Source organism: Microbacterium sp. B19 (genome assembly GCF_000333395.1).
Taxonomy (GTDB): domain Bacteria; phylum Actinomycetota; class Actinomycetes; order Actinomycetales; family Microbacteriaceae; genus Microbacterium.
Genome location: NZ_BADA01000048.1, coordinates 1 through 26,714, shown reverse-complemented (window position 1 = coordinate 26,714; position 26,714 = coordinate 1). Strand labels below are relative to the sequence as shown.

20 protein-coding genes, 1 tRNA gene and 2 pseudogenes are annotated in these 26,714 nt (G+C 69.7%); 5 read left to right on the top strand and 18 right to left on the bottom strand.

Annotation, left to right across the window (positions count from 1 at the left end):
* From I5G_RS20030 to I5G_RS01790, 3 genes are all read right to left on the bottom strand, one after another.
* Nucleotides 1-386, bottom strand: a 386-nt coding sequence (locus I5G_RS20030) for a DUF6578 domain-containing protein (protein WP_036325698.1), incomplete at its 3' end; no start/stop codon positions are given.
* Nucleotides 383-1,189 carry an SDR family NAD(P)-dependent oxidoreductase gene (locus I5G_RS01795; RefSeq protein WP_022877524.1) on the bottom strand — a complete coding sequence of 269 codons (807 nt, stop codon included), beginning with the start codon at nucleotides 1,187-1,189 and terminating at the stop codon, nucleotides 383-385. The genes I5G_RS01795 and I5G_RS20030, both read right to left, overlap by 4 nt.
* Nucleotides 1,190-1,222: 33 nt before the next feature.
* Entirely contained in the window at nucleotides 1,223-1,624 is a 402-nt protein-coding gene (locus I5G_RS01790) for an arsenate reductase ArsC (protein ID WP_022877523.1), read from the bottom strand.
* Nucleotides 1,625-1,711: 87 nt separating this feature from the next.
* On the opposite strand from I5G_RS01790, the gene I5G_RS01785 reads away from it, so the two are divergent.
* The 3 genes from I5G_RS01785 to I5G_RS01775 all read left to right on the top strand — a co-directional run bounded on the left by I5G_RS01785 (nucleotide 1,712) and on the right by I5G_RS01775 (nucleotide 4,100).
* Nucleotides 1,712-2,269: a dihydrofolate reductase family protein gene (locus I5G_RS01785; protein ID WP_022877522.1), complete on the top strand. Its 558-nt coding sequence runs from the start codon at nucleotides 1,712-1,714 to the stop codon at nucleotides 2,267-2,269.
* 83 nt (nucleotides 2,270-2,352) lie between these two features.
* Nucleotides 2,353-3,015, top strand: a complete 663-nt coding sequence (locus I5G_RS01780) for a TetR/AcrR family transcriptional regulator (RefSeq protein WP_022877521.1) — start codon at nucleotides 2,353-2,355, stop codon at nucleotides 3,013-3,015.
* The gene (locus tag I5G_RS01775; protein WP_022877520.1) at nucleotides 3,012-4,100 is read left to right on the top strand and encodes a zinc-binding dehydrogenase; all 1,089 of its coding nucleotides are present in this window, start codon (nucleotides 3,012-3,014) and stop codon (nucleotides 4,098-4,100) included. The genes I5G_RS01780 and I5G_RS01775 overlap by 4 nt, the downstream gene beginning before the upstream one ends.
* A 171-nt stretch (nucleotides 4,101-4,271) precedes the next feature.
* Here I5G_RS01775 and I5G_RS01770 read toward each other — a convergent pair whose 3' ends face one another.
* Both I5G_RS01770 and I5G_RS27075 read right to left on the bottom strand, forming a co-directional pair.
* Entirely contained in the window at nucleotides 4,272-6,683 is a 2,412-nt protein-coding gene (locus I5G_RS01770) for a cadherin-like domain-containing protein (protein WP_187288783.1), read from the bottom strand.
* 81 nt (nucleotides 6,684-6,764) lie between these two features.
* Nucleotides 6,765-7,514 (bottom strand): annotated as a pseudogene (locus I5G_RS27075) (hypothetical protein); the annotation flags it as partial.
* Between I5G_RS27075 and I5G_RS25650 the strand changes: the two are divergent.
* Nucleotides 7,462-7,632: a hypothetical protein gene (locus tag I5G_RS25650; RefSeq protein WP_022877517.1), complete on the top strand. Its 171-nt coding sequence runs from the start codon at nucleotides 7,462-7,464 to the stop codon at nucleotides 7,630-7,632. The pseudogene I5G_RS27075 and the gene I5G_RS25650 overlap by 53 nt on opposite strands.
* Nucleotides 7,633-7,927: 295 nt before the next feature.
* Here I5G_RS25650 and I5G_RS01755 read toward each other — a convergent pair whose 3' ends face one another.
* The 5 genes from I5G_RS01755 to polA all read right to left on the bottom strand — a co-directional run bounded on the left by I5G_RS01755 (nucleotide 7,928) and on the right by polA (nucleotide 15,601).
* Complete coding sequence (locus tag I5G_RS01755) at nucleotides 7,928-8,695, bottom strand: SGNH/GDSL hydrolase family protein (RefSeq protein WP_022877516.1); 768 nt, start codon at nucleotides 8,693-8,695, stop codon at nucleotides 7,928-7,930.
* Nucleotides 8,696-8,736: 41 nt separating this feature from the next.
* Nucleotides 8,737-10,077: an MFS transporter gene (locus tag I5G_RS01750; RefSeq protein ID WP_022877515.1), complete on the bottom strand. Its 1,341-nt coding sequence runs from the start codon at nucleotides 10,075-10,077 to the stop codon at nucleotides 8,737-8,739.
* Nucleotides 10,074-11,132 (bottom strand): LLM class flavin-dependent oxidoreductase, encoded by a 1,059-nt coding sequence (locus tag I5G_RS01745; protein WP_022877514.1) that lies wholly within the window; start codon nucleotides 11,130-11,132, stop codon nucleotides 10,074-10,076. The genes I5G_RS01750 and I5G_RS01745 overlap by 4 nt, the downstream gene beginning before the upstream one ends.
* 106 nt (nucleotides 11,133-11,238) lie before the next feature.
* Entirely contained in the window at nucleotides 11,239-12,915 is a 1,677-nt protein-coding gene (locus tag I5G_RS01740) for a DUF885 domain-containing protein (protein WP_022877513.1), read from the bottom strand.
* 46 nt (nucleotides 12,916-12,961) lie between these two features.
* Nucleotides 12,962-15,601 (bottom strand): DNA polymerase I, encoded by a 2,640-nt coding sequence (gene polA / locus I5G_RS01735; protein ID WP_022877512.1) that lies wholly within the window; start codon nucleotides 15,599-15,601, stop codon nucleotides 12,962-12,964.
* A 59-nt stretch (nucleotides 15,602-15,660) separates the two neighbouring features.
* Here polA and I5G_RS01730 point away from each other — a divergent pair, with 59 nt between their 5' ends.
* The gene (locus I5G_RS01730) at nucleotides 15,661-16,095 is read left to right on the top strand and encodes a hotdog fold thioesterase (protein ID WP_026095574.1); all 435 of its coding nucleotides are present in this window, start codon (nucleotides 15,661-15,663) and stop codon (nucleotides 16,093-16,095) included.
* Nucleotides 16,096-16,147: 52 nt separating this feature from the next.
* Here I5G_RS01730 and I5G_RS01725 read toward each other — a convergent pair whose 3' ends face one another.
* From I5G_RS01725 to I5G_RS20025, 8 genes and pseudogenes are all read right to left on the bottom strand, one after another.
* Nucleotides 16,148-16,768, bottom strand: coding sequence for an ANTAR domain-containing response regulator (locus tag I5G_RS01725; protein ID WP_022877510.1), 621 nt, complete (start codon nucleotides 16,766-16,768; stop codon nucleotides 16,148-16,150).
* A 124-nt stretch (nucleotides 16,769-16,892) separates the two neighbouring features.
* Nucleotides 16,893-16,975, bottom strand: a tRNA-Leu gene (locus I5G_RS01720).
* A gap of 72 nt (nucleotides 16,976-17,047) precedes the next feature.
* Nucleotides 17,048-18,493, bottom strand: coding sequence for a pyruvate kinase (gene pyk / locus I5G_RS01715; RefSeq protein WP_022877509.1), 1,446 nt, complete (start codon nucleotides 18,491-18,493; stop codon nucleotides 17,048-17,050).
* Between the two features lie 55 nt (nucleotides 18,494-18,548).
* Complete coding sequence (locus I5G_RS01710; RefSeq protein WP_022877508.1) at nucleotides 18,549-20,015, bottom strand: glutamate synthase subunit beta; 1,467 nt, start codon at nucleotides 20,013-20,015, stop codon at nucleotides 18,549-18,551.
* Nucleotides 20,008-24,585, bottom strand: a complete 4,578-nt coding sequence (gene gltB, locus I5G_RS01705; RefSeq protein ID WP_022877507.1) for a glutamate synthase large subunit — start codon at nucleotides 24,583-24,585, stop codon at nucleotides 20,008-20,010. Before gltB ends, I5G_RS01710 begins: the two co-directional genes overlap by 8 nt.
* Nucleotides 24,586-24,637: 52 nt before the next feature.
* Nucleotides 24,638-25,642: a prolipoprotein diacylglyceryl transferase gene (gene lgt / locus I5G_RS01700; RefSeq protein WP_022877506.1), complete on the bottom strand. Its 1,005-nt coding sequence runs from the start codon at nucleotides 25,640-25,642 to the stop codon at nucleotides 24,638-24,640.
* Nucleotides 25,643-25,652: 10 nt separating this feature from the next.
* Nucleotides 25,653-26,444, bottom strand: a complete 792-nt coding sequence (trpA, locus tag I5G_RS01695) for a tryptophan synthase subunit alpha (RefSeq protein WP_022877505.1) — start codon at nucleotides 26,442-26,444, stop codon at nucleotides 25,653-25,655.
* Nucleotides 26,441-26,714 (bottom strand): annotated as a pseudogene (locus I5G_RS20025) (tryptophan synthase subunit beta); the annotation flags it as partial. The gene trpA and the pseudogene I5G_RS20025, both read right to left, overlap by 4 nt.

The following is a 26,714-nucleotide window of genomic DNA, read 5'->3' as shown; positions in this document are numbered from 1 at the left end:
GAACCGATCATGAACCCGTTGCCGAGGTCTCGACCGTCGAACGGCCACTCCTCCCCCTCCGCGGGCATCTCGGCATCCGCAGGCGCGCCGAAGCCCGGGCGGCGCAGATGACGCGTTTCGATGTGTTCCTGAACGACCGCATGGATGCCGCGTACCCGACCCCGCACCCGGTCCTCCGGGGTCGACGGCGTCTCCTGGTGGTGGGACTCGATCGCGTCGATCGTGGCAGCGAGTTCGGGACCGACGCTCTCGATGAACGCCGGCGACGGCGTGCGCGTGCGCACCAGCAGATCGACCTCGTCGCCGACCCCGAACGGGTCACCGCAGCACGCCCATTCCCAGGTCTCGAGCCAGACGCGGGTGACGTCGGGCGCGCCGAGCGTCACCGGATCCACTCGGACGTCACGCCGATCACGCGCGAGCCGTCGAGGTCGCCGAGCGAGAGTCCCGCGAACCGGACCGCGGCCTCGGACGTCTGCCACCGGAACTTGGGGGTCTCGGTGGTGGCGGCTTCGACCACCGTCTTCGCGGCATCCTCCGCCGCCTGCGCCTGCGCGAACGACGCGGTCGTCCGCTGGATGTACGCGTCGAGCTGCGCCTGGTACGGCCCGCCGTCGTAGCGATCCACGGATGCCGTGAACGACGACGCCACCGCCGCGGGCTCGACGATCGCGACGTCGATGCCGAACGGCGCGACCACCGGCGCGAGCGACTGCATCAGGCCCTCGACGGCGAACTTCGCGCCGCAGTAGGCGTCGGCGAACGGCTGCCCCACCGCTCCCCCGACGCTCGTGACCGTCACGATGCGGCCGTGTCCGCGCTCGCGCATCCCGGGCAGCACGAGGCGCGTGAGCCGCGCGACGGAGAGGTAGTTGGTGTCGAGCTGCGCCTGGAGATCGGCATCCGAGAGCTGTTCCAGGGTGCCGACGGCTCCGCGCCCCGCGTTGTTGACGAGGACGTCGACGACGCCCAGGTCGGCGATGAGCGCGGCCGCCGCGTCGGCGGCGGTGACCTCGAGCGCGCGGATGTCGAGGGTGACGCCCGCGGCGTCGGCAGCCTCGCGCAGCGCGTCGGCACGCGACGTGTCGCGCACCGTGGCGACGACGGAGAGGCCGGCCTGAGCCAGGCCGATGGCGGTGTGCAGGCCGATGCCGCTGGAGGTACCGGTTACGAGAGCGATGCGGGTCATGGCACCGACCCTACGCCCGGGCGCCGACAGCGCTCACTCCTCCGTGAGCTCGCCGATCAACGCCTCCACGCGCCGGCGGATGTCGTCGCGGATGCCGCGGACGGTCGCGGCATCCTGACCGGCCGGGTCGTCGAGCTGCCAGTCCTCGTACCGCTTGCCGGGGAAGATCGGGCACGCGTCGCCGCAGCCCATCGTGATGACGACGTCCGATTCGCGGACGGCATCCACCGTCAGGATCTTCGGGGTGTTCCCCGCGATGTCGATGCCGTCCTCGGCCATGACCTCGATCGCGACGGGGTTGATGTGCTCCTTGGGCTCGGATCCGGCGGACAGCACGTCGATGCGGTCGCCCGCGAGGTGCTGCAGGTAGCCGGCGGCCATCTGCGACCGGCCGGCGTTGTGGACGCACACGAACAGGACGGTGGGACGCGACATGGGGTTCTTCCTCGGGGCACGGGCGACGGGATACCCCCGACGATACGCGGCTCGCTCGATGTCGGAGGCCCCCGTTAGCGTGCGGGCATGACCCGCGTGATCTTCCACACCGCCACGACGCTCGACGGCTACCTCGCGACCGACGACGACTCCCTCGACTGGCTGTTCGCGGTGCCCGGCGCCGACGAGGCCGAGGCGGCCTTCGGCGACTTCCTGGTGGGCGTCGGAACGCTCGTGATGGGGTCGGCGACGTACGAATGGATGCTGCGCCACGAGGCGCTCCTGGACGCTCCCGAGAAGTGGGCGGGGTACTACGGCACGCGACCGACGTTCGTGTTCTCGTCGAGGCCGCTCCCCCGCGTTCCGGGCGCCGACATCCGGGTCGTTTCCGGCGGTATCGAGGCGCAGTGGGCGTCGATACAGGATGCCGCGGGCGCGGGCGACGTGTGGATCGTCGGCGGGGGTGATCTGGCGGGGCAGTTCATCGACGCGGGGCTGCTCGATGAGATCCGTCTGTCGATCGCCCCCGCCACCCTCGGCTCGGGGAAGCCGCTCCTCCCCCGCGTGCTGGGGGCCGACCGGCTGACCCTCCGCCACGTTCAGCGCGCGGGGCAGTTCGTCGAGCTCGTGTACGCCGTGTCCTGAGAGCGCACCGCGGCGTCTGCGCCGCCGAAACGTTCGTCGCGGATTTTCTAGACACGTGTCCATGACAGGACTAGTCTCGCGATATGGCACGCAGTGACGCAGCCGCCGATATCGCCGGTGTCCGGGACGGACTCCGGTCCTCCTCCGACCCGCGGGTCGAGGCCACCCGCGCGAAGCTCTTCGACGCCGTCCGCGAGCTCTCCGCCGCGGGCGAGGACATCAGCGTCAGCTCCGTCGCCAAGGCGGCCGGCGTGGGGCGCGCCACGTTCTACACGCACTTCTCGGGCATCGACGACCTCGCGCTGCACCTGCAGGAGACGACGTTCCACGCTCTCGCGCTCGAGGCGCGCGCCGAGATCGCGCAGGGTGGCGATGCCCTCGCGCAGTCGCAGCGCGCGTTGATCGCGCACTACGGCGCCTACAGACCGCTGTACGCGGCGACGTTCTCGGTCGCCGTCCCGCGGGGTGTGGAGTCGCGGGTCGCGGCGCTCATGCGGGAGGAGATCCTCGCGCATATCCGCCTGCTGATCGACATCCCCGCCGGGGTCGACCCCGATCTCGCGGCGACGTACCTCGCGCACGCGGCCATGGGGCTCATCGCCTCCTGGGTCGTGGGCGATGTCGAGACCGAACCCGAGCGGCTCGCCGACCACCTGACCGACCTGATGCCGGCCTGGATGAGCGGGCCGATTGCGCTTCCGCCGGAGATCGCGGCGGACGAGAGAAATGAGGAATACCCGAAATGAAAGCAACGGTCGTCCGTGCGGTGAACGCCGGATTCGTCAGCGCCGACCTCGAGATCGCCGCGCCCGTCGGGCGCGAGGTTCTCATCGACGTCAAAGCCTCGGGCCTGTGCCACACCGACCTGACCATGTCGAAGTTCGACCTGGGCGTCCCGTTCCCCGCCGTGTTCGGCCACGAGGTGGCGGGTGTCGTCGCGGAGGTGGGGCCTGACGTGGTCGAGCTCGCGGTCGGCGATCACGTGGTCGGATGCCTCGTGCAGTACTGCGGAGCGTGCGTGAAGTGCCTCTCGGGCAAGGTCTTCCAGTGCCTCCACCCGGAATCCACGCTCCGCGCGCCCGACGAGCCCGCCCGCCTCACCGAGAACGGCACGCCGGTCACCCAGGCGTTCGGGCTCGGCGGGTTCGCGCAGCAGGCGTTGATCCACGAGAACCAGCTCGTGAAGGTTCCCGACGAGGTCCCCTTCCCCCAGGCCGCTCTTCTCGGATGCGGCGTCGTCACCGGGGCGGGCGCGGTCCTGAACACCGCGAACGTGCAGGCGGGCGACTCGATCGTCGTCATCGGCGCGGGCGGCGTGGGCCTCAACGCGATCAACGGCGCGCTCGTCGCCGGAGCCGCGACGATCATCGCGGTCGACATCGCGGAGGACAAGCTCACCAAGGCCCGCTCGTTCGGGGCCACCCACGTGGTCAACTCCGCCGAGGTGGACCCGGTGGAAGCGGTGCGCCAGATCACGGGCAACGGCGCCGACGCGGTGTTCGACTTCGTCGGGACGCGGGCGGTCGCCACGCAGGGGCTCGAGATGGTCGCCCCGGGCGGCGGACTCTACCTGATCGGCGTCATCGACCCGACCTCGCACCTCGACGTCCACCAGGTGGGGCTGATCGGGTCGCAGAAGCGCGTCCAGGGCGTGTACATGGGATCCACGACCGCCAAGCGCGACATCGCGATGTACGCGCGGCTCTACCTCGAGGGGCGTTTCGAGCTCGATGCCCTGCTGTCGAAGGAGATCGCGCTCGACGAGGTCAACGAGGGCTACGAGGCGCTGCACGACCCGAACGTGACGCGCGTCGTCATCACCTCGCTCTGAGGTCGACGAGGTGCCGCGCGCGGAGGATCAGACCGCGCACGGCACCATTCCCCTCCGAGCCAGGGCTCGCGGGGCTCGCGTGTCTGTGCCGCCTCACGTGTGCTGCAGAAGCGGCCCTCCCCGCCGCGCGGCGTCATGGAGACGCACACGGCGGGGAGAACCTTCCTCACCTCAGTTTTCGCGGCGGCGTCGACGTGCCCACAGCGAAGCAAAGATCCCCCAGCCCAACAGCGTCACGCTGAGCATCGAGGCCGCGACCGGCAGCGCCTGGCCTGTGCGGGCGAGACTCCTGGCGGGCGTCTCCGCGGTACCCACGGATGACGTGTCGCCCGTCGGTACCGCCGGGGCCGAGGATGAGGGGCCGGATGACGCCGAGTGCATCGCCGAGGGGCCGACAGAAGGGGTGTCCGTCGGTTCCGGTGTCGGGCTGGGTTCCGGTGCCGCGGTAGGCCCCGGCGTCGGGGTGACTGTCGGTTCCGGTTCCGGTGTCGGGGTCGGCTGCGACGTGGGGGTGGGTTCCGGTGTCGGGGTCGGCTGCGACGTGGGGGTGGGTTCCGGCGTCGGGGTGGGTTCCGGTGTGGGGGTGGGCTCCGGTGTGGGGGTGGGCTCCGGTGTCGGGGTGGGCTCCGGTGTCGGGGTGGGCTCCGGTGTCGGGGTCGGTTCCGGTGTAGGGGTCACGGTCGGCTTCGGCGTCACGCGCACCGTGATGTTCGCGGTCCCGGTACGGCCGAGTTCGTCGGTGATCGTGTAGGTAAGGAAGGTCGTGCCGCTGAAGTCCTCCTTCGGTGTGAACCGTACGCTCCCATCCGAGGCGATCTCGACCGTCCCGTCCACGTTCGGCGCTACCGCGGTGACCGAGATCCGAGTTCCGGAGTCGTTGGCGATGGCATCCACGATCACCGGCACTCCCTGATCGGTCTGGACGTCGTCATCGACGGCGGTCGGATCCGGCGCGAGCGCCGTGGGCGTCGTGCTGGTGAACGTCCGGCTCTGCGTCGGGCCGAGCGGCGCGATCGACTCCGGCGAGAACGTCGGCGGTCCCGAATACGAGAACGAGTCCGGCGGGGTGGGTGCCGGGTCCTCCTCGATCACGCAGGATCCTCCGTCCCAGAAGGCGATCGGGCTGCCGGTTGCGCTCGTACTTCCCGCCGGAACGGTCACGCTCCACGACTGTGAGGGCTGTCCGGTGCAGACGATCGTGCCTGAGAAGGTCTGATCGACCGGCAGTCCCGCTGAGGGCAGACCGGTGATCGACTTCGTCACGGCGATGGTCGATCGGGTGTTGAACAGCTGCAGCGACACGGTGCTGGAGTTGGAGGTCGGGTTGGGGTCGAAGATCGCCTCCGGCCCCGCGCTCGACACGACGGTGGCCGTGTTCTTGTAGGTCCCCGGTACGAGACCGGCCGAGCCCCGAACGACGATGGTCACGGAGCCGGCGCCCGCCCCGATGGTGGAGATCGTCGAGCCGACGGTCCGTGAATCGGCGTCGTACGAGACCGGACCGCAGACGGAACCGGTCGACGCGGTGCAGGTGGCCGACTCGTAGACGAAGCCCGAGGGCAGCGGGTCGGAGAACTGGATGGAAGTCGCGGGGTTCGGACTCGAATTCGTGACCGTGATGGCAAAGCTCACAGGCTCATTGGCGCGGGCGTCGCGCGGGGTCACGACCTTGTTGACCGAGATATCCGCACAGGTGACCTTGGTGTTGGATTCGACCCTGTTGTTCGCCGTCACGGGATCGGTCGTGCCCGCGCGAGTCGATGTCTCGAAGAGCGACGTGACGTTCGCGGCCGGACCGCACGTGGTGATGACGGGGACGAGGGTGTACTTCACCGTGATGGACGAGCCGCTCGGGTAGGTCGCCACGGGGCGATCGAATACCGGCGTGAACGAGGAGATCGTGGAATCCGGGAGCGTCGGACAGACGGCTCCCCCCGTCGTCGTGCACGACAGGATGGTCGCCCTCATCTGCGGGATGGTGCTCTGGTTCCAATAGACGAGAGACCTGATGTTCGAGCCGTCGGCGGCGGACGGTCCCTTGTTGCTGTAGGTGGCCGTGTACACGGTCGGTGCCTGATCGCTCTCTGCGACCGCGGACTGGGATTCGGTCACCTGCAGATCCGCTTTCGCGCATTCACCGCCGTCCAAGACACCGTCGATCTGGGTTCGCGAACGACCGCCGGCCGTGTTGGACGTCCCGGCGGGGGCCGCAATGCTCGCTTCGTTGGTGAGGGTGCCCTTGCCGCAGCTGGTGAACGTGAACGTCGCCGTATAGGTGATCGTCAGGGTCGCGCCGACCGGGAAAGCTCCCACCTGACCGGACCAGACATCACCGAAGGAGGAGACGCTGGTGTCGCGGACGAAGGTGGGACACGTCGCTCCCCCGGAACCGACGCACGAGGTGATGTCGATGCTCACCGCAGGCGCGACCATGTTGCCCGACCAGAACATCATGTCGCGCACGGCGGCGTTGTCCGCGGGGTTCGGTCCCTTGTTGGCGTAGGTCACGGTATACGTGATCGGCGTCGTTGGCGTCACCGTCGTGGTCGACTGGGTCTTGGTCGCGGTCAGCTCCGTGGGCACGCACGCGGGGCCGTTCGCCGTCACGTTGACGTTCACGGTGTTGTTCCGTGTCTGGGGATCACTGACCGAGGGCGGGGCAGTGATGGTTGTCGTGGAGGTGAGCTCCGTCGAGCCGCACAGGAAATTCGGGGTCGCCCGGAATACCACCGTGATGGATGCGCCCGAGGGAAACTTCGGGACGGCGCCCGTCCACGGGCTCCCGAAGGTCGGGGTCGTGGAGTCTTCGAGAAAAGTCGGGCACGTCGCCCCGCCCGTAGCCGAGCAGGACTGGATGGTGTTCGCCATGCTGCTGATCACTGATCCGGACCAGAAGAAGTACTCGTTGATGATGGCCCCGTCTGCGGGTGCCGGGCCGTTGTTCGTGTACGTCACCGTCCACGTGATCGGTGACCCGGGAGACGTGGTGGTTGCGGAGGGCGACGCCGATACGGCCAGGTCGGCACTCGTGTCGATTGCCGTGCTGACGCTGCTGGCGTTCGAGCTGGGGTCGCTGTCGATGGCACCGGGAGCGGGGTCGACGCGGGATGTCGCGGTCACGCTGGAGGGGGACGTGGTGGAGAAGTTCCCGGTGATCTTCAGCGTCACCAGCCCGAGGTGCGGGAGCGTGGGCACGGTGCCGGTGATCGCACTCCCGCTGACGTTCAGCGGGGAGGGGCAGACGGCGCCGTCCGCGGCGGAGCAGGTCGCCGCGACGTTGGTGGCTCCGGCGGGCAGGCGGATCGACAGCGCGGTGCCATCGGCCGCGGTCAGTGCGTTGTTGCCGACGGTGACGGTGTAGGTGAAGGCCGCGCCCGCGATGGCGTCGGTCGGCCCGCTGATGTTCGTCGTCACGTCCACTGTCGTCGCGCCGGTTGCGGCGGTTGCGGGGGCGGGCGAGCTCCCCGCCGCCATCGCTACGGCGATGGCGATCGACGCGACCATGGCGAAGATTTCACGCCTTCGGTCGTGATGTGTGCCGCCGCGTGTGCGGCGCTTGGTGCTGTGTCTCACGTGTCTGTCCACTTTTCGGGTTCGAGTGTTCCCCACGGCGCGATCGGGTCACGCTGGCTGCGACCTGAAGGCATCCTTCGAGCCGCTATTTGCGAGGACACACGGACACGAGAGACATGACGCGCTTTTGCAAGGAAAAGGAGATGACGGCACGGCGCACGCCCGACAGCGCCCGCAGGGTGAGTGGGCTGAGGGAGACAGCGCGATACCGAGGGGAATCCGCCCTCGGTGAGAGAGGAAGTGGAGTCGGGGGCTCAGGAGGGAGTGGGGGCCAGCTCGGTCCAGCCGCCGCCGAACTTCGCCGCGCGGCCGTCCCCCGAGGACGTGCCGGTGAGGCGGCGCCGCACCCACGGCGCGACGTGCTCGCGGTAGTACGCCGAGCCCGTGAGCCGCTGGATCTCGGGGAGGTCGCGCAGGTGCCACCACTCCCCCGGCGCGGTGAGCCCGACCGACTCGAGCACGCGGGCCGCGACGCGGTGATGACCGCGGGCGTTCATGTGGAGCCGGTCGACCGACCAGAACTCGGGCCCGGCGAGCTCGCGATCGAACCAGTTGTACGCCGTGATGACGTCGGGGCGGTGCTGCAGCCGTGCCTCGACGGCGTGCGACAGTGCGTCGCCGCGCGCCTGGACGACCCGGCCGAGCGGCAGTCCCGCCGACGGGTTCGCGCCCGACAGAACGATGAGCTGCACGCCCTCCTCGTCGCAGCGGCGCACCACGTGGTCGAAGACGGCCACGATCCGCTCGATCCCGGTGCGTGGACGCAGCATGTCGTTGCCCCCGCCGTTGAACGACAGGTGCGTCGGCTTCAGCGCGAGCGCAGGCTCGAGCTGTTCGTCGACGATCGGCTGCACGAGTTTGCCCCGGATCGCCAGGTTCGCGTACTGGATCGGCTCGCCGATGGCATCCGCCCATCCCTGCGCCGCGAGGTCGGCCCAGCCGCGGACGGTGCCGTCGGGCCGCTCATCGCCGACGCCTTCGGTGAACGAGTCGCCGATCGCGACGTAGCGCACGGATGCCATCCCGCCAGCCTACGCGCGGGGCGGCGGCTCCGGCTCCAACGTCAGCCCTCGGCCAGGGCGCGCCCGCGTTCCTCGCGCAGGAACAGCGCGGCGACCACCGCGACGGCGAAGAACGCCGCGAACACCACGAACAGCAGCGGCGCCCCGCCGAGCCCCAGCAGTGGCGGGACGCTCAGCGGTGCGACGATCGATGCGATCCGGCCGACACCGGCGGCCCACCCCGCGCCCGTGGCGCGCAGCGGCGTCGGGTACGTCTCGGGGGTTGCGGCGTAGAGCGCACCCCACGCGCCGAGGTTGAAGAACGACAGCGCCATTCCGGCAGCGATCACCGCGACCTCGCCGGAGGCCGTGCCGAAGAACACCGCGGCCACGACCGAGCCCGCGAGGAACGTCGCGAGCGTCGCGCGGCGACCCCAGGCCTCGATGAGCCACGCGGCGACGGCGTACCCGGGCAGCTGGGCCAGCGTGATGATGAGCGTGAAACCGAACGAGCGCACGAGGTCGTAGCCCTGCGACACGAGGATCGTCGGGATCCAGATGAACGCCCCGTAGTACGAGAAGTTCACGCAGAACCAGAGGATCCACAGCGCGGTGGTCCGGCCGCGGAGCGGCGCCGCCCAGAGCGCCGACACCCGCGCGCGCGGTGCAGCGTGCGTCGGTCCCGACTCGGTGGGCGCGGGCGTGAACGACACGCGCCCGGCCGCGGCCTCGAAGTCCCGGACGATCGCCGAGGCCTCGGCATCCCTCCCCCGGCTCGACAGCCAGCGCGGCGATTCGGGCAGCCCCCACCGCACGAGGAGCGCGTAGGCCGCGGGGATCGCGCCGAGCGCGAACGCCCACCGCCACCCGTCGGCCGACGCGGGCACGACCAGGTACCCGATGACCGCCGATGCCGTCCACCCGATGGCCCAGAACGCCTCGAGGAACACGATGATCCGGCCGCGCATACGCGCGGGCGCGAACTCGCTGACATACGTGGATGCCACGGGCAGCTCGGCGCCGAGACCGAGACCGACGATGAAGCGCAGGATCAGCAGCGCGACGAGGCCCCCGACCAGCGCGCTCGCCCCCGTAGCAACGCCGTAGATCAGGAGCGTGATCGCGAAGACGCGGCGACGACCGAAGCGGTCGGCGAGCAGACCGCCGAGGCTCGCGCCGATCGCCATCCCGGCGAAACCGGCCGACGCGATCCACGACGTCTCGCTCGGCGCGAGCTGCCACTGCGCCGCCAGCGCGGCGATGATGAACGAGATGAGCCCGACGTCCATGGCATCCAGGGCCCAGCCCATCCCCGACCCGCCCAGGACCCGCGCGTGACGGCGCGTGAACGGGAGGGCGTCGAGGCGTTCGGCGATGGCCGCGACGTCGGTCGACGTGGTCACCGGATGCCGGCCGTCTCGGTCTCGGCGAGCATCTGGTGCACGAGCGGGAGGACGCGCGTGCCGTAGAGCTCGATGCTCGACATGAGCCGGTCGTGCGAGATCGATCCGCTGGCGAACTTCAGCTGGAAGCGCGTGTTCCCCAGCGCCCGCACGGTCGCGGCGATCTTGCGGGCGACGGTCTCGGGCGAACCGATGTACATCGCCCCCTCGGGACCCACGTCGTGCTGGAACCGGAGCCGGTTGTATTCGGGCCACCCGCGTTCGCGGCCGATCGTGTTGTTGAGCTCGGCGACGCCCTCGTACGCCTCTTCCCAGGCCTGCTGGTCGGTCTCGGCCACGTGCCCGGGCGAGTGCACCGAGATGGGCATCGGCGGCTTGCCGAACTCCTCGAGCGAGCGGCGGTACAGGTCGGCGAACGGGCGGAACCGTGCCGACGAGCCGCCGATGATCGCGAGCACCAGGCCATAGCCGTAACGCGCCGCGCGCACGACCGACTCGGGCGAGCCGCCGACGCCGACCCACGCCTTCAGGCCGTTCTCGGTCTTCGGGTACACGTCGGCGTCCTGCAGCGCAGCGCGCGTGCGTCCCTGCCAGCTCACCGGCTTCTCGTCGAGGAGCAGCGAGAAGAGCTCGAGCTTCTCCTCGAAGAGCTGCTCGTAGTCGCGGAGGTCGTAACCGAACAGCGGGAACGACTCGATGAACGACCCGCGCCCGAGGATCACCTCCGCACGGCCGTTCGAGACGGCATCCAGCGTGGCGAAGCGCTCGAAGACGCGCACCGGGTCGTCGGAGGAAAGGACCGTGACCGCCGTGCCCAGGTGGATGTCCTTCGTTCGGGCCGCGGCGGCCGCGAGCACGATCTCGGGGCTCGTGACCGCGAAGTCCTTGCGGTGGTGCTCCCCCACGCCGAAGAACGACAGGCCCACCTCGTCGGCGAGCACCGCCTGATCGACGACGTTGCGGATCGTCTGCGCGTCGGACTGGAGGCTCCCGTCGGGTCCACGGGAGATGTCTCCGAAGGTGTCGAGACCGAGCTCGAGCGGGCGATCGTTCATGGCGTCTCCTTGCCGAATGGGAAGCATTCGGATGAATGAACTTTATGCCCCCCGGCGGTATTCCCGGGAATCGGGGCGTCCGCGCGCGCAGACGCCCCGATCCGGATCACGCGGATGTCAGAGCCGCGCGCAGCGTGTCGAGTCCGACGCCGCCGATGCCCAGCGCCTTCGTGTGGAACGCCTTCATCGAGAACGCGTCGCCCTCGCGCTCGCGGTACTCGTCGCGCACCTGCTCCCAGATCCGCTGCCCGACCTTGTACGCGGGAGCCTGGCCCGGCCAGCCGAGGTACCGGTTGACCTCGAACTTCACGAACTCCTCGGGCATGTTGACGTTGCGCAGCATGAACGCGAGCGCGTAGTCGTGGTCCCAGGTGCCCGCGCCGTCGAGCCGCGGCTTGCCGAGGTGGACGCCGATGTCGAGCACGACGCGCGCCGCGCGCATGCGCTGACCGTCGAGCATGCCGAGGCGGTCGGCGGGGTCGTCGAGGAAACCGAGCTGCTCCATGAGGCGCTCGGCGTACAGCGCCCAGCCCTCGGCGTGACCGCTGGTGCCGGCGAGCAGACGCCGCCACGAGTTGAGCTGCCCGCGGTTGTACACGGCCTGCGCGATCTGCAGGTGGTGACCCGGAACGCCCTCGTGGTACACGGTGGTGAGCTCGCGCCACGTGTCGAAGCTGTCGACGCCCTCCGGCACCGACCACCACATGCGGCCGGGGCGCGAGAAGTCGTCGGTCGGGCCGGTGTAGTAGATGCCGCCCTCCTTCGTGGGGGCGATCATGCACTCGAGGCGCCGGATCGGCTCGGCGATGTCGAAGTGGGTGCGGCCCAGTTCCTCGACCGCGCGGTCGCTCGTGCGCTGCATCCACTCCTGCAGGGCGGCGGTGCCGTGGAGCTTCCGCGACTCGTCCTGCTCCAGGAACGCGACGGCCTCCTCGACCGTGGCGCCGGGGAGGATCTCGTTCGCGATCGACTCCTGCTCGGCGACCATGCGCGCGAGCTCCTCGACGCCCCACTCGTACGTCTCGTCGAGGTCGATCGTCGCGCCGAGGAACTGGCGCGAGTGCAGCGCGTACAGGTCGCGGCCGACCGCGTCGGTCTCGCCGGCGACGGGCGCGAGCTCGGACGACAGGAAGGATGCCAGGGCGTCGTACGCCACGCGGGCGGCGCCGGCGTTCTGGTCGAGGTCGCGAGCGAGCGACGCGGGCAGCTGCCCCTCCTCGGGGGCGGCGTCGCCCACGAACTCGGCGAAGAAGCCCGTGTCGGCGGTGTAGCGGGCGATCTGCGTCGCGACCTCGACGACCTGCCGACGGGCGGGGACCACGCCGCGGGAGATGCCTTCGCGCAGCGTCGCGATGTACCCGTCGATCGCGCCCGGCAGAGCCTTGAGGCGCGTGGAGATCGTGGACCAGTCCTCGACCGTCGCGGTCGGCATGAGGTCGAACGCCTGCCGAAGGTCCTGCGCCGGGGAGGCGATGACGTTGACGTCGCGCAGGTGCGTCTGCGCGGCGTGCAGCTCGAGGTGCAGGTCGAGCTCGCGGCCGAGGTCGAGCTTCGTGACCTCGTCGACCGCGTCGACGGGGGTCGCGTTGTCGAGCGCGGCCTTGGTGGCGCGCGCCTGATCGGCGAGCTCGTTCGCGCCCTCGGGGCTGTAGTCGCCGAAGCGGTCGTTGTACTCCGTACGTCCGATGTAGGTGGCGAGCGTCGGCACCCGCTCGGCCAGGGTGTCCACCCACGCGTCGGCGATCGTGTCGATCGGCGTGGGGGTGCGTTGTGGATCAGTCATAGGACGAGCCTAGGGAAGCCGGAGGGGGCCTGACCAGCCGGGGCGCTCAGTGGCCCGCTTCGTCCCAGTCCCCACCCCGGCCGATCTGCACGTCCAGAGGCACCGACAGGTCGGCGGCATCCGCCATCCGAGCCCGCACGATCGCCTCCACGGCATCCCACTCCCCCGGTGCGATCTCGACGACGAGTTCGTCGTGGATCTGCAGCAGCACGCGCGAACGAAGACCCGTGGATGCCAGCTCCTCCCGGATGCGGTACAGCGCGATCTTCATGATGTCGGCGGCGCTGCCCTGGATCGGGGCGTTGAGCGCGGCGCGCTCGGCGTTCTCGCGGAGCACGCGGTTCATGCTCGTGAGGTCAGGGAACGGGCGGCGGCGGCCGAAGATCGTCTCGGTGTAGCCGTCCTGTCGTGCCTGCTCGACCGAGCCACGCAGGTAGTCGCGCACCGCGCCGAAGCGGGCGAAGTACTCCAGCATCAGCTGCTTCGCCTCGGACTGCTCGATGCGCAGCTGCTTCGAGAGGCCGAACGCCGACAGGCCGTAGACGAGGCCGTACGACATCGCCTTGACCTTGGTGCGCATCGCCGGGGTGACCTCGGCCGGCTCGACGCCGAACACGCGCGAACCGACGAACCGGTGCAGGTCCTCGCCGGAGTTGAACGCCTCGATGAGTCCGGGGTCGCCGGACAGGTGCGCCATGATGCGCATCTCGATCTGCGAGTAGTCGGCGGTCAGCAGCGTCTCGTAGCCCTCGCCGACCTCGAACGCCGCGCGGATGCGCCGGCTCTCCTCCGTGCGGATCGGGATGTTCTGCAGGTTCGGGTCGGTGCTCGACAGGCGCCCGGTCTGGCTGCCGGTCTGCACGTAGGTCGTGTGGATGCGGCCGTCGGCGCCGATCGCGGCATCCAACGCGTCGATGATCTGCTTCAGCTTGGTCGCCTCGCGGTGTCGCAGCAGCAGATCCAGGAAGGGGTGGTGCGCGTTCTCCTGCAGGTCGGCGAGGGCCGCGGCATCCGTGGTGTACCCGCTCTTGGTCTTGCGGGTCTTCGGCAGTTGCAGTTCGTCGAACAGAACCTCTTGCAGTTGCTTGGGCGACCCGAGGTTGACCTCGTGCCCGATGGACGCGTACGCCTGCTGCGCGAGGTCGTCGGCGCGCGCCGCGAGCTCGCCGGAGAACCGCGCGAGCTTCTCGTGCGACACCGCGACACCGGCGAGTTCCATGTCGGCGAGGGCGCCGAGCGTCGGCAGCTCGATGTCGGTGAGCACGCCCGCGACGCTCTCGGGCAGCTCGCCGCGCTGCGCCTCGGACACGCGGCGCACGTACCACGACAGCTGACCCGGGGTCGCACCCTCGGTCTCGGGCACGAGCTGCGTCGGATCGGCCTCGGGCAGCTTCTCACCCAGGTATCGGTCGACGAGGTCGGACAGGGTCTTGTCGGGGAAGCTCGGCCGCACCAGCCACCCGGTGAGGATCACGTCGTCGACGATCCCCCCGACCTCGACACCCGCACGCGCGAGCGCCTTGAGTTGCGGTTTCGCCGCCGCGAACGCCTTCGGGGCATCGGATGCCAGCCACCCGGCGAGGGCGTCGCGTACCGCGTCCGTCCACCCGGCCTCGGCCGCGGAGTCGGCGGTCGCGAGACCGATGCGGGACGGCTCCTGCCCGAACAGGTCGACGGTGACGCCGACGGTACCGGTGGCCGCGGCCGCCCACGCGGCGAGGCCCGCGGCGTCGAGGGCGGCGGGCGTGGGGGCCTGTGCCGTCGGCAGCGCGGGCTCGGCTGCGACGGAGGGATCGGCGCCGAAGGCGTCGAACACGCGCGGCAGCAGCGTGCGGAACTCGAGCCGGGCGAAGATGTCGCGCACGGCCTGCGCGTCGATGGGCTGCACGGCCAGGTCGGCCGGCGCCTTCTCGAGCTCGACGTCCCGCAGCAGGCGGTTCAGGGCGCGGTTGCGCGTGACGTCGTCGAGGTGCTCGCGCAGGTTGTTGCCCGCGACGCCGGTGATCTTGTCGGCGTTCTCGAGCAGTGCCTCGAGCGAGCCCCACTGCGTGAGCCACTTCACGGCGGTCTTCTCCCCCACCTTCGGCACGCCGGGGAGGTTGTCGCTGGTCTCGCCCACGAGGGCCGCGATCTCGGGGTACTGCGCCGGTGGCAGGCCGTACTTCTCGACGACCGCGTCGGTGTCGTAGCGCTTGAGCTGAGACACGCCCTGCACGTTCGGGTACAGCAGCGTGATCTCGTCGTTCACGAGCTGGATCGTGTCGCGGTCGCCGGAGCACACGAGCACCGAGAACCCCTCGGCGGACGCCTCGGTCGCGAGCGTCGCCAGGATGTCGTCGGCCTCGACGCCTTCCTTCATGAGGACGGGCACGTTGAGGGCGCGCAGGCAGTCCTGCAGCAGCGGGATCTGCCCCTTGAACTCGGCGGGAGACTCGCTGCGGTTGGCCTTGTACTCGCTGTACTCCTCGGTGCGGAACGACCGTCGCGACGTGTCGAACGCGACCGCGATGTGCGTCGGCTTCTCGGCCTTCACCAGGTTCACGAACATCGACAGGAACCCGTAGATGCCGTTGGTGTGTTGCCCGTCCTTCGTCGAGAAGTTGTCGACGGGGAGGGCGTAGAACGCCCGGTAGGCCAGCGAGTGGCCGTCGACGACGAGGAGAGTAGGCTTTTCGGCATCCGTCACTCGTCCAGCGTAACGAGTGCCACCGACACTCCCCCGGCCCCGGCCCACCGAAGGCGATGATGACCTCCACGACACCCGACATCACTCCCGGCCTCGAATGGGTGAGACAGCGCGGAATGGGCGCCCTCGCCGAGAAGATGGGCATCGAGTGGGTCGAGTTCTCGATCGATCGCTGCGTGGCCACGATGCCGGTGGAGGGCAACACGCAGCCCGTCGGTCTGCTCCACGGCGGGGCCTACGTCGTGCTGGGTGAGTCGCTCGGCTCGATGGCCGCGAACCTGCACGCCGGTGCCGGTCGGCTCGCGGTGGGGATCGACATCAACGCCACCCACACCCGCTCGGCGACCTCGGGTCGCGTGACGGGCGTGTGCACCCCGATCCACCTGGGCCGTTCGCTCACCGTCCACGAGATCGCCGTGTCCGACGAGCAGGGACGCCGCTGCTCCACGATCCGGATCACGAACATGATCAAGGACGCCCCGGCCCGGGCCTGAAAAGAAGAATGGATGCCACCGGAGTGGCATCCATTCTCGAGAAGTCGGGTGGTCAGCCCTTCTTGGGCGCCAGCTGCTCGATGATGGCCTTGGCCACGTCCTGCATGGTGAGACGGCGGTCCATCGACGCCTTCTGGATCCAGCGGAACGCCTCCGGCTCGGACAGGCCCATCTTCTCGTTGAGCAGGCCCTTCGCTCGGTCGACGAGCTTGCGGGTCTCGAAACGCTCGACCATGTCGGCGACCTCGGCCTCGAGCGTGATGATCTGCTCGTAGCGTGCCAGTGCGATCTCGATCGCCGGCAGCAGGTCGTTCGGCGTGAACGGCTTGACGACGTACGCGAGCGCGCCGGCCTCGCTGGCCCGCTCCACGAGCTCCTTCTGGCTGAACGCCGTCAGCAGCACGACCGGGGCGATGTGGTTCTTGCTGAGCTTCTCCGCGGCGCTGATGCCGTCGAGCTGCGGCATCTTCACGTCCATGATGACGAGGTCGGGGCGCAGCTCGGTGGCGAGCTGGACGGCGGTCTCGCCGTCACCGGCCTCGCCGACGACGTCGAAGCCGTTGTCGCGGAGGATTTCGACGATGTCGAGGCGGATGAGCGATTCGTCCTCCGCCACGACGACACGACGAGGGGCGGTAGGTGCGCTCACCGGCGCGGCTTCGTGATCTGTCACGGTTCCATCCTATGGCTGTGTCAGGGAGGAGCACCGGAACGGCGCCTCGAACTGCGGTGCCCTAGAGGGCACCGCGGGGGAAAAGGATATCGGGTCGACTCCCTCGAGAGCCGACCCGTCATCGTGCCGGTGGTGGGACTCGAACCCACACGCCCTTGCGGACAGAGCATTTTGAGTGCCCCGCGTCTGCCATTCCGCCACACCGGCAGGTGCTGCGTCCCAACCTATCGGCGGGAACGACGACGCGCGCCGGACGAACCGGCGCGCGTCGCCGAAGGGTCAGTTGTCCCGATAGCCCGGGGCCGCGCCGTGCACGGCGTCACCCACGCGGTGCACGCGCAGGTCGTTCGTCGAACCGACGATTCCGGGAGGAGAACCGGAGATGACGACGACCTTGTCGCCGACCTTCGCGAGGTCGTGCGACAGGAGGTAGTCGTCCACCTGCAGGAACATCTTGTCGGTGTGCGACACGTGCTCGACGAGCGTCGAACGCACGCCCCACGTCAGCGCCAGACGACGGCGGATGCCGGGCTCGGGCGTGAACGCGATCATCGGGATCGTGGACCGCAGACGCGACATGCGGCGCGCCGAGTCGCCGGACTCGGTGAACACGCAGAGGTACTTCGCCTCGACGAAGTCGGCCACCTCGACGGCGGCGAGCGTGATCGCCCCGCCCTGGGTGCGCGGCTTGTTGGTGAGCGGCGCGATGCGCTCCAGGCCGTGCTCCTCGGTGGACTGCACGATGCGGGCCATCGTCTCGACGACGACGACCGGGTACGCGCCGACGCTCGTCTCGCCCGACAGCATGACCGCGTCCGCACCGTCGAGCACGGCGTTGGCGACGTCGCTGGTCTCGGCACGCGTGGGCACCGGGTTGCTGATCATCGACTCGAGCATCTGCGTCGCCACGATGACGGGCTTCGCCATGCGACGCGACAGCTCCACCGCGCGCTTCTGCACGATCGGCACGGCCTCGAGCGGCAGCTCGACGCCGAGGTCGCCGCGGGCGACCATGATGCCGTCGAACGCGTCGATGATCTCCTCGAGGTTGTCGACCGCCTGCGGCTTCTCGATCTTGGCGATGACCGGGATGTACCGGCCCTCCTCGCCCATGATCTCGTGCACGCGCTCGATGTCCTTGGCATCCCGGACGAACGACAGGGCGATCAGGTCGGCTCCGGCGCGCAGGCCCCAGCGGAGGTCGGCCTCGTCCTTCTCGCTCAGCGCGGGGACGTTGACCGCCACACCGGGCAGGTTGATGCCCTTGTTGTTCGACACCGGGCCGCCGACGATGACCTTGGTGGTCACGACCGTGCCGTCGGTCTCGACGACCTCGACGCGGACCTTGCCGTCGTCGATGAGGAGGAAGTCGCCGGGCTTGACGTCCTGGGGCAGGCCCTTGAACGTCGTGCCGACGATCTCCTTGGTGCCGAGGATGTCCTCGATCGTGATCTTGAAGATGTCGCCGGGGGCGAGGTCGTGCGGACCGTTCTCGAACTTGCCGAGGCGGATCTTCGGGCCCTGCAGGTCGACGAGGGCGGCGACCGGGCGGCCCGCGTCCTCTGCCGCCTTGCGCACGTTGGCGAAGTTGGCGTCGTGCACGGAGTAGTCTCCGTGGCTCAGGTTCAGTCGGGCGACGTCCACCCCGGCGTCGATGATGGCGCGAACCATCTCATACGACGACGTGGCGGGGCCGAGGGTTGCGACGATCTTGGCGCGTCTCATCCGTTTTCAAGCTCCGTGAGGATATTCGGGAAGTGGCCGATCGGCCCTTGCCAGCTTAGGCGGGCAGGAGGCCGATGGCGACATCGGTGGGCTTGACCGGTGCCGGCAGCACCGTCTCGCCCATGAGGAACGTGTCGACCTCGGCGGCCGCGGCGCGCCCCTCGGCGATCGCCCACACGATAAGCGACTGTCCGCGGCCGGCGTCACCGGCAACGAACACGCCCGGAGCGGTCGTGGCGTAGGTGGCGTTGCGCTCGACGTTGCCGCGGTTCGTGAACTGCGCGCCGAGCTGCTCCTCGAGGTGCTCGCGCTCCGGGCCGGTGAAGCCCATCGCGATGAGCACCAGGTCGGCGGGGATCTCGCGCTCGGTGCCGCTCTTGGGGACGCGGCGTCCGTCGACGTACTCGGTCTCGGCCACGCGCAGCGCGCGGACCTCGCCCGCCTCGTTGCCGAGGAACTCCACCGTCGACGCGAGGAACGTGCGCTCCCCTCCCTCCTCGTGCGCGGAGGCGACCTCGAACAGGTTCGGCATCATCGGCCACGGCTGGTCCATCGGACGCTCCGAGGGCGGCTGCTTGCCGATCGCGAGGTTCGTCACGCTCAGTGCGCCGTGACGGTGCGCCGTGCCGATGCAGTCCGCGCCGGTGTCGCCGCCGCCGATGACGACGACGTGCTTGCCGTGCGCCGTGATCTGCTGAGGGACCTGGTCGCCCGCGACCGCCTTGTTGCTCTCGACGAGGTACTCCATGGCGAAGTGCACGCCGTCGAGGTCGCGGCCCGGGATCGGGAGGTCGCGCGGAACGGTGGAGCCTGTGGCCACCACGACGGCGTCGTAGCGGGCGCGCAGCTCGCTCCACGAGATGTCCTTGCCGATCTCGACGCCCGCGCGGAACCGGGTGCCCTCGGCCTGCATCTGGCGCAGGCGCAGCTCGAGGTGGCGCTTCTCCATCTTGAAGTCGGGGATGCCGTAGCGCAGGAGCCCGCCGATGCGGTCGTCGCGCTCGTACACGGCGACCGTGTGGCCGGCGCGCGTGAGCTGCTGGGCCGCGGCGAGACCGGCGGGGCCGGAACCCACGACGGCCACGGTCTTGCCCGTCAGACGCTCCGGCGGCTCGGGTTCGACCCAGCCGTTGCCGAACGCCTCGTCGATGATCGAGACCTCGACCTGCTTGATCGTCACGGCGGGCTGGTTGATGCCCAGCACGCACGAGCTCTCGCACGGCGCCGGGCACAGGCGACCGGTGAACTCCGGGAAGTTGTTCGTCGCGTGCAGGCGCTCGATCGCGGAGCGGCCCTCGCCGCGCCACGTGAGGTCGTTCCACTCCGGGATCAGGTTGCCGAGCGGGCAGCCCTTGTGGCAGAACGGGATGCCGCAGTCCATGCAGCGACCGGCCTGGCGGCGGATGACGGCCGAATCGCCCGGCTCGTACACCTCTTTCCAGTCCATGATCCGCACGGGCACGGGGCGCCGCTTGGGGAGCTCGCGCTCCGTGACCTTGAGAAAGCCCTTCGGGTCAGCCACCCGTCACCTCCAGAATGCGCGTCCAGACGACGTCACCGTCGGGGTCGAGCCCCTCGGCGACCGCCTCCTGGCGGGTCTGCATGACCGCGGCGTAGTCGCGCGGCAGCACCCGGACGAAGTTCTCCACCTCGGTCTCGAAGTCCGCGAGCAGACGACGGGCCAGCGTGGAGTCGGTCTCGGCGACGTGCTTCTCGAGCAGGTCGCGCAGGATCTCGGCATCCCCCGAACCGAGGGGGCCGAGTTCGAGTTCACCGGATGCCACGGCCTCACGGTTCACCAGGTCGGTGTCGAGCTTGTAGACGTACGCCTGTCCGCCGGACATGCCCGCGCCGAGGTTGCGGCCGGTCGCGCCGAGGATCACGGCGAGACCACCGGTCATGTACTCGAGCGCGTGGTCACCCACGCCCTCGACGACCGCGGTCGCCCCGGAGTTGCGGACGAGGAAGCGCTCGCCCACCACGCCGTTCAGGAACATCTGCCCCTGCGTGGCGCCGTAGCCGATGACGTTTCCGGCGATGACGTTCTCGGACGCCTCGAACGTCGAGCCACGCGGCGGGCGGACGACGATCTTGCCGCCCGAGAGCCCCTTGCCGACGTAGTCGTTGGAGTCGCCCTCGAGGCGCAGCGTGATACCGGCCGGCATGAACGCACCGAACGACTGCCCCGCCGAACCCGTGAGCCGCACGTCGATCGCGCCCTCGGGCAGACCGTGCTCGCCGTGCGCCTTGGTGACGTGGTGGCCGAGCATCGTGCCGACCGCGCGCGCGGTGTTGCGCACGGGCAGCTCGATCGTGATCTGACCGCCGTGCGCGACGACGTCTTGCGCGCGCTCGATGAGCTGCACGTCGAAGTGCTCGTCGAGCTCGTGGTTCTGGTTGCGGCCGTGGCGGCGCGGCTCGTCCTCGGCGAAGTGCGGACCCTCGAGGATCGGGGCGAGGTTGAGACCCCGCGCCTTCCAGTGCTCCACGGCGCCGTTGACGTCGAGGAGCTCGGAGCGGCCGACGATCTCGTCGATCGAGCGGTAGCCGAGGGCCGCGAGGTACTCGCGCACCTCCTGCGCGATGAACTCCATGAAGTTCACGACGTACTCGGCCTTGCCGGTGAAGCGCTGACGGAGGACCGGGTTCTGCGTCGCGACGCCCACCGGGCACGTGTCGAGGTGGCAGACGCGCATCATGATGCAGCCCGACACCACGAGCGGAGCCGTGGCGAAGCCGAACTCCTCGGCGCCCAGCAGCGCGCCGATGATGACGTCGCGGCCGGTCTTCATCTGACCGTCGACCTGCACCACGACGCGGTCGCGCATGCCGTTGAGCATGAGCGTCTGCTGCGTCTCGGCCAGGCCCAGTTCCCACGGCGTGCCGGCGTGCTTGAGCGAGTTCATCGGGCTCGCACCCGTGCCGCCGTCCTGCCCGGAGACGAGGATGACGTCGCTCAGCGCCTTCGCCACACCCGCCGCGACCGCGCCGATACCCGACTGGCTCACGAGCTTCGTGTGGATGCGGGCCGACGGGTTCGCGCGCTTCAGGTCGAAGATGAGCTGCTTGAGGTCTTCGATCGAGTAGATGTCGTGGTGCGGCGGCGGCGAGATGAGCCCGACGCCCGCGGTCGCGTGACGCGTCCGCGCCACCCACGGGTACACCTTGGTCGGCGGCAGCTGACCGCCCTCGCCGGGCTTGGCGCCCTGGGCGAGCTTGATCTGGATGTCGTCGGCCTCGGTGAGGTACAGGCTCGTCACACCGAATCGACCGGATGCCACCTGCTTGATGGCGCTGCGACGCTCGGGGTCGAGCAGACGATCGACGTCTTCGCCGCCCTCGCCCGTGTTCGACTTGCCGCCGATGCGGTTCATCGCGATCGCCAGAGTCTCGTGCGCCTCCTGCGAGATGGAGCCGTAGCTCATCGCGCCCGTGGAGAAGCGCTTGACGATCGCCGACACCGGCTCGACCTCGTCGATCGGCACGGGCGGACGCTGACCGGTGCGCAGCGAGAACAGGCCGCGGAGCGTCTTCAGCTCGTGGGCCTGGTCGTCGATGAGCTTCGTGTACTCGCGGAAGATGTCGTACCGGCGCTCGCGCGTGGCGTGCTGCAGACGGAACACCGTGTCGGGGTTGAAGAGGTGCGGAGCCCCGTCGCGGCGCCACTGGTACTCGCCGCCGGTCCACAGGCGCTCGTGCGCGCGGGCCGCGGCATCCTCCGGGTAGGCGTACTCGTGACGCGCGGCGTTCTCTGCGGCGATGACGTCGAGCCCCACGCCGCCCAGCTTGCTCTCGGTGCCCGTGAAGTAGGCATCCACGAATTCCCGGGAAAGTCCGACCGCCTCGAAGACCTGCGCACCCGCGTACGACGACACGGTCGAGATGCCCATCTTCGACATGATCTTCAGCACGCCCTTGCCGAGCGCGTAGATCAGGTTCTTGACGGCCTTCTCGGGCGTGACGCCGGTGATGAAGCCGGCGCGGACGAGGTACTCGACCGTCTCCATGGCGAGGTACGGGTTCACCGCGGAAGCGCCGTATCCGATGAGGGTCGCGATGTGATGCACTTCGCGCACGTCACCGGCCTCGACCACGAGACCGACCTTCATGCGGGTCTCGTTGCGGATGAGGTGGTGGTGCACGGCCGCGAGCATCAGCAGCGACGGGATCGGCGCCAGGTCTTTGTTGGAGTCGCGGTCGCTGAGCACGATGAACTCGGCGCCGTCCTCGATCGCGTGGTCGACCTCGGAGCACATCTGCGCGATGCGCTTCTGCATGCCCTTGTGGCCGGCCTCGACGCGGTACAGGCCGCGGATCGTCACCGACGAACGGCCCGGCAGGGCGGTGTCGATGTGCTGGATCTTCGCGAGCTCGTCATTGTCGATCACCGGGAAGTCGAGCGTCACGGTGCGCGTGTGCTCGGGACCCCAGTCGAGGAGGTTGCGCTCGGGACCGAGGCCCAGAGACAGCGACGTGACGACCTCTTCGCGGATCGAGTCCAGCGGCGGGTTCGTGACCTGCGCGAACTGCTGCGTGAAGTAGTCGAACAGCAGGCGCGGACGGTCGCTCAACACGGCGACGGGCGCGTCGCTGCCCATGGCGCCGAGCGGCTCGGTGCCGTTCTGTCCCATCGGGGTGAGGAGCAGACGCACCTCTTCCTCGGTGTAGCCGAACGTGCGCTGGCGCCGCGTGATCGAGGCGATCGGGTGCACGATGTGCTCGCGCTCCGGCAGCTCGGAGAGCCGCACGCGACCGGCATCCAGCCACTCCTGCCAGGGCTGCAGAGAGGCGAGCTGCGCCTTGATCTCCTCGTCCTCGACGATGCGGCGCTCGGCCGTGTCGACGAGGAACATGCGCCCGGGCTGCAGGCGGCCGCGACGCTTGATGCGCTCGGGCGCGAAGTCGAGCACGCCGGTCTCGGAACCGATCACGACGAGGCCGTCGGTGGTCTCGGTCCAGCGTCCGGGGCGGAGGCCGTTGCGGTCGAGGGTCGCGCCGACGAGCGTGCCGTCGGTGAAGATGAGCGCGGCCGGGCCGTCCCACGGCTCCATCTGCATCGAGTGGTAGTCGTAGAAGGCGCGCAGATCGGGGTCGATCGTCGCCTGCTTCTCGTACGCCTCGGGGACCATCATCATGATCGCGTGCGGGAGGCTGCGACCCGTGAGGGTCAGGAGCTCGAGCACCTCGTCGAAGGATGCCGAGTCGCTCGCGCCGTCGGTGCAGATGGGCAGCAGCGGGCGGACGTCGCCGATCAGCTCGGACTCGAGCTGCGACTGACGTGCGCGCATCCAGTTGCGGTTGCCCTTGACGGTGTTGATCTCGCCGTTGTGCGCGAGCATGCGCAGCGGCTGCGCGAGCGGCCACGAGGGGAACGTGTTGGTCGAGTACCGCGAGTGCACGACGGCGAGCTCGGAGGCGAAGCGCTCGTCCTGCAGGTCGGGGTAGAACGGCTCGAGCTGCAGCGTCGTGACCATGCCCTTGTACCCGAGGGTGCGGCTGGACAGCGACACGAAGTACGCGTCGAGCTCGTGGCGCGCGCGCTTGCGCAGCCGGTAGACGCGACGGTCGAGCGCGATGCCGGACAGCGCGGGCTGGTCGCCGACCGCGGGGTGCGACACGAACAGCTGCTCGAATGCGGGACGCGCCTCGAACGCGAGCTTGCCGAGGTTCTCGGGCTCGGTCGGAACCTCGCGCCACCCGAGGACCGTGAGGTTCTCGGCAGCGGCGAGCTTCTCGATGCCGGCCTTCTGCGCCGCGCGCTCCTCGTGACCGAGCGGCAGGAAGACGAGACCCGCGGCGTACTCCCCCACCGGCGGCAGGTCGAAGTCGACGACCGCGCGCAGGAACGCGTCGGGCATCTGCGTGAGGATGCCCGCGCCGTCACCGGTACCGGCATCCGATCCGATGGCCCCGCGGTGCTCGAGGTTGCGCAGCGCCGTCAGCGCCAGGTCGATGATGTCGTGCCCGGGCTCGCCACGGAGCGTCGCGACCATGGCGAGGCCACAGGCGTCCTTCTCGAACGACGGGTCGTACATGCCCTGCCGGGCGGGGAAAGCGCCGCCGACGGCGCCGGAACGGGAGCTCGAAGCCATACCAACCGTCCTCACGTTGATGCTGCGAATGGGACGACGTCGGCCCAGGGAGTTACTTCGTGGCGGGGCTGCTTGTGGCGCTGGTGCCGACGGTGTCGTTCGTCGCGGGCGGCTCGCTCACGTCGACGAAGTCAGTGGGGTCGGTCGAGTCTACAGCCCCGGGAGCCTTGCCCTCGCGCCCCGGCTGGTACGGCGAGGGCTCGAGACCCTTGTGGCGACGCGACTGCACGACGAAGATCACGATGCCGAGGATCACGCCGAAGATCGCCGCCCACACGTTAGTGCGCAGGCCCAGGATGATGTCGCTGGGGTCGATACGGATGGATTCCCAGACGATTCGGCCCGCGCTGTACCAGACGAGGTACACCGCGAACTGCTTGCCCCACTGCAGCGTGAAGCGCTTGCCGACCCACAGGATGACCGCGGCGCCGAGCAGGTTCCAGATGACCTCGTAGAGGAAAGTCGGCTGGAAAAGAGTGCCGGCTGGCAGTCCGACGGGGATCGCCGAGTTCGGCGTGGCGATCTCGAGGCCCCACGGGAGGTCGGTCGGCTGGCCGAAGAGCTCCTGGTTGAACCAGTTGCCGAAGCGTCCCATCGCCTGCGCGATGATGAGGCCCGGGGCCAGCGCGTCCGCGAAGGTCCAGAACCGGATGCCGGTCCACTTGCAGCCGAGGTACGCGCCGAGGGCGCCACCGATCAGCGCGCCGTAGATGGCGATGCCGCCCTCCCAGATGGCCCACACCGAGCCGGGCTGGAACGGGTTCCACGGGTTGGACCCGGGGCCGAAATAGAAGCCCAGGTGCGTGAGCACGTGGTAGATCCGGGCGAAGACGATCGCGATGGGCACCGCCAGCAGGCAGATGTCGATGACGACCCACTTCTCGGCCCCACGACGCGTCAGGCGCGCGTTCGTGAGGAACACGGCCACGATGATGCCCGCGACGATGCACAGGGCGTAGAAGTGGATGCGCAGGGGTCCGAGATCGAAGTACGAGATCGATGGGCTCGGGATGCTGGCGAGCACGCCGGAGGCCGCGCTCGAGAGGGCGAACGTCATGCAGACGAGTCTAGGCGCGCCGCGCCGTGCCCGCCGACAGCTCACGAGCGAGCGAACGGAGCGCATCGACGCCGCCGTCGCGCAGCGCCTTCACGAGCGCCGTGCCGACGATCGCGCCGTCCGCGTACTCGATGACCCCGGCGACCTGCTCGGCGTTCGAGATGCCGATGCCCACGCACGCGTGCGCCGCCCCGTGGGAGCGGAGACGCTCCACGAGGCCGCGGGCCGCGGCATCCAGCTGCGCCCGCTCCCCCGTGATGCCCATCGTCGAGACCGTGTACACGAACCCCGTGGAGGCCTTCACGATCATGTCGAGGCGCTCGTCGGTGGAGGTCGGTGCGGCGAGGAACACCCGGTCGAGGCCGGTGCGCTCGCTCACGGCGACCCACGCGGACGCGGCATCGGGCGTGATGTCGGGCGTGATGAGACCGGCACCGCCCGCGGCGATCAGGTCGTCGGCGTAGCGTTCGACGCCGTACTGCTCGACGAGGTTCCAGTACGTCATCACGAGCACCGGCACGTCGGTGCGCGCGGTGATCTCGCGGATGATCGTGAACAGGTCGCGCATGCGGAAGCCGTTGGCCAGCGCGGTCTGCGTGGCCTCCTGGATGACGAGGCCGTCCATGACGGGGTCGCTGTAGGGCGGACCGAGCTCGATGACGTCGACGCCGGACTCCGCCAGCGCGACGGCCGCTTCGATGCTCGTCGCGACGTCGGGGAAACCGGCGGGCAGGTACCCGACGAGGGCGCCGCGTCCGGCCGCGTGGGCGGCGTCGATCGCCGCGGAGACGCGTGAGGTCACAGCTCGACCCCCGCACCGCTCGCCGCGTCCGGAGCCGGCGTCACATCCACCGGCGAACCGGTGGCGGATGCCACGGCCTCGGCGCCCGCGGTCTGGGCCGGACGGCCCTCAGGAGCCGGCGCGTGCTCGGCGTCGTACAGGTCGAAGTAGCGGGCGGCGGTGTCCATGTCCTTGTCGCCGCGACCGGAGAGGTTCACCGCGATGATGGCATCCGGTCCGAGCTCTCTGCCGATGCGGAGGGCGCCGGCGAGGGCGTGGGCGGACTCGATC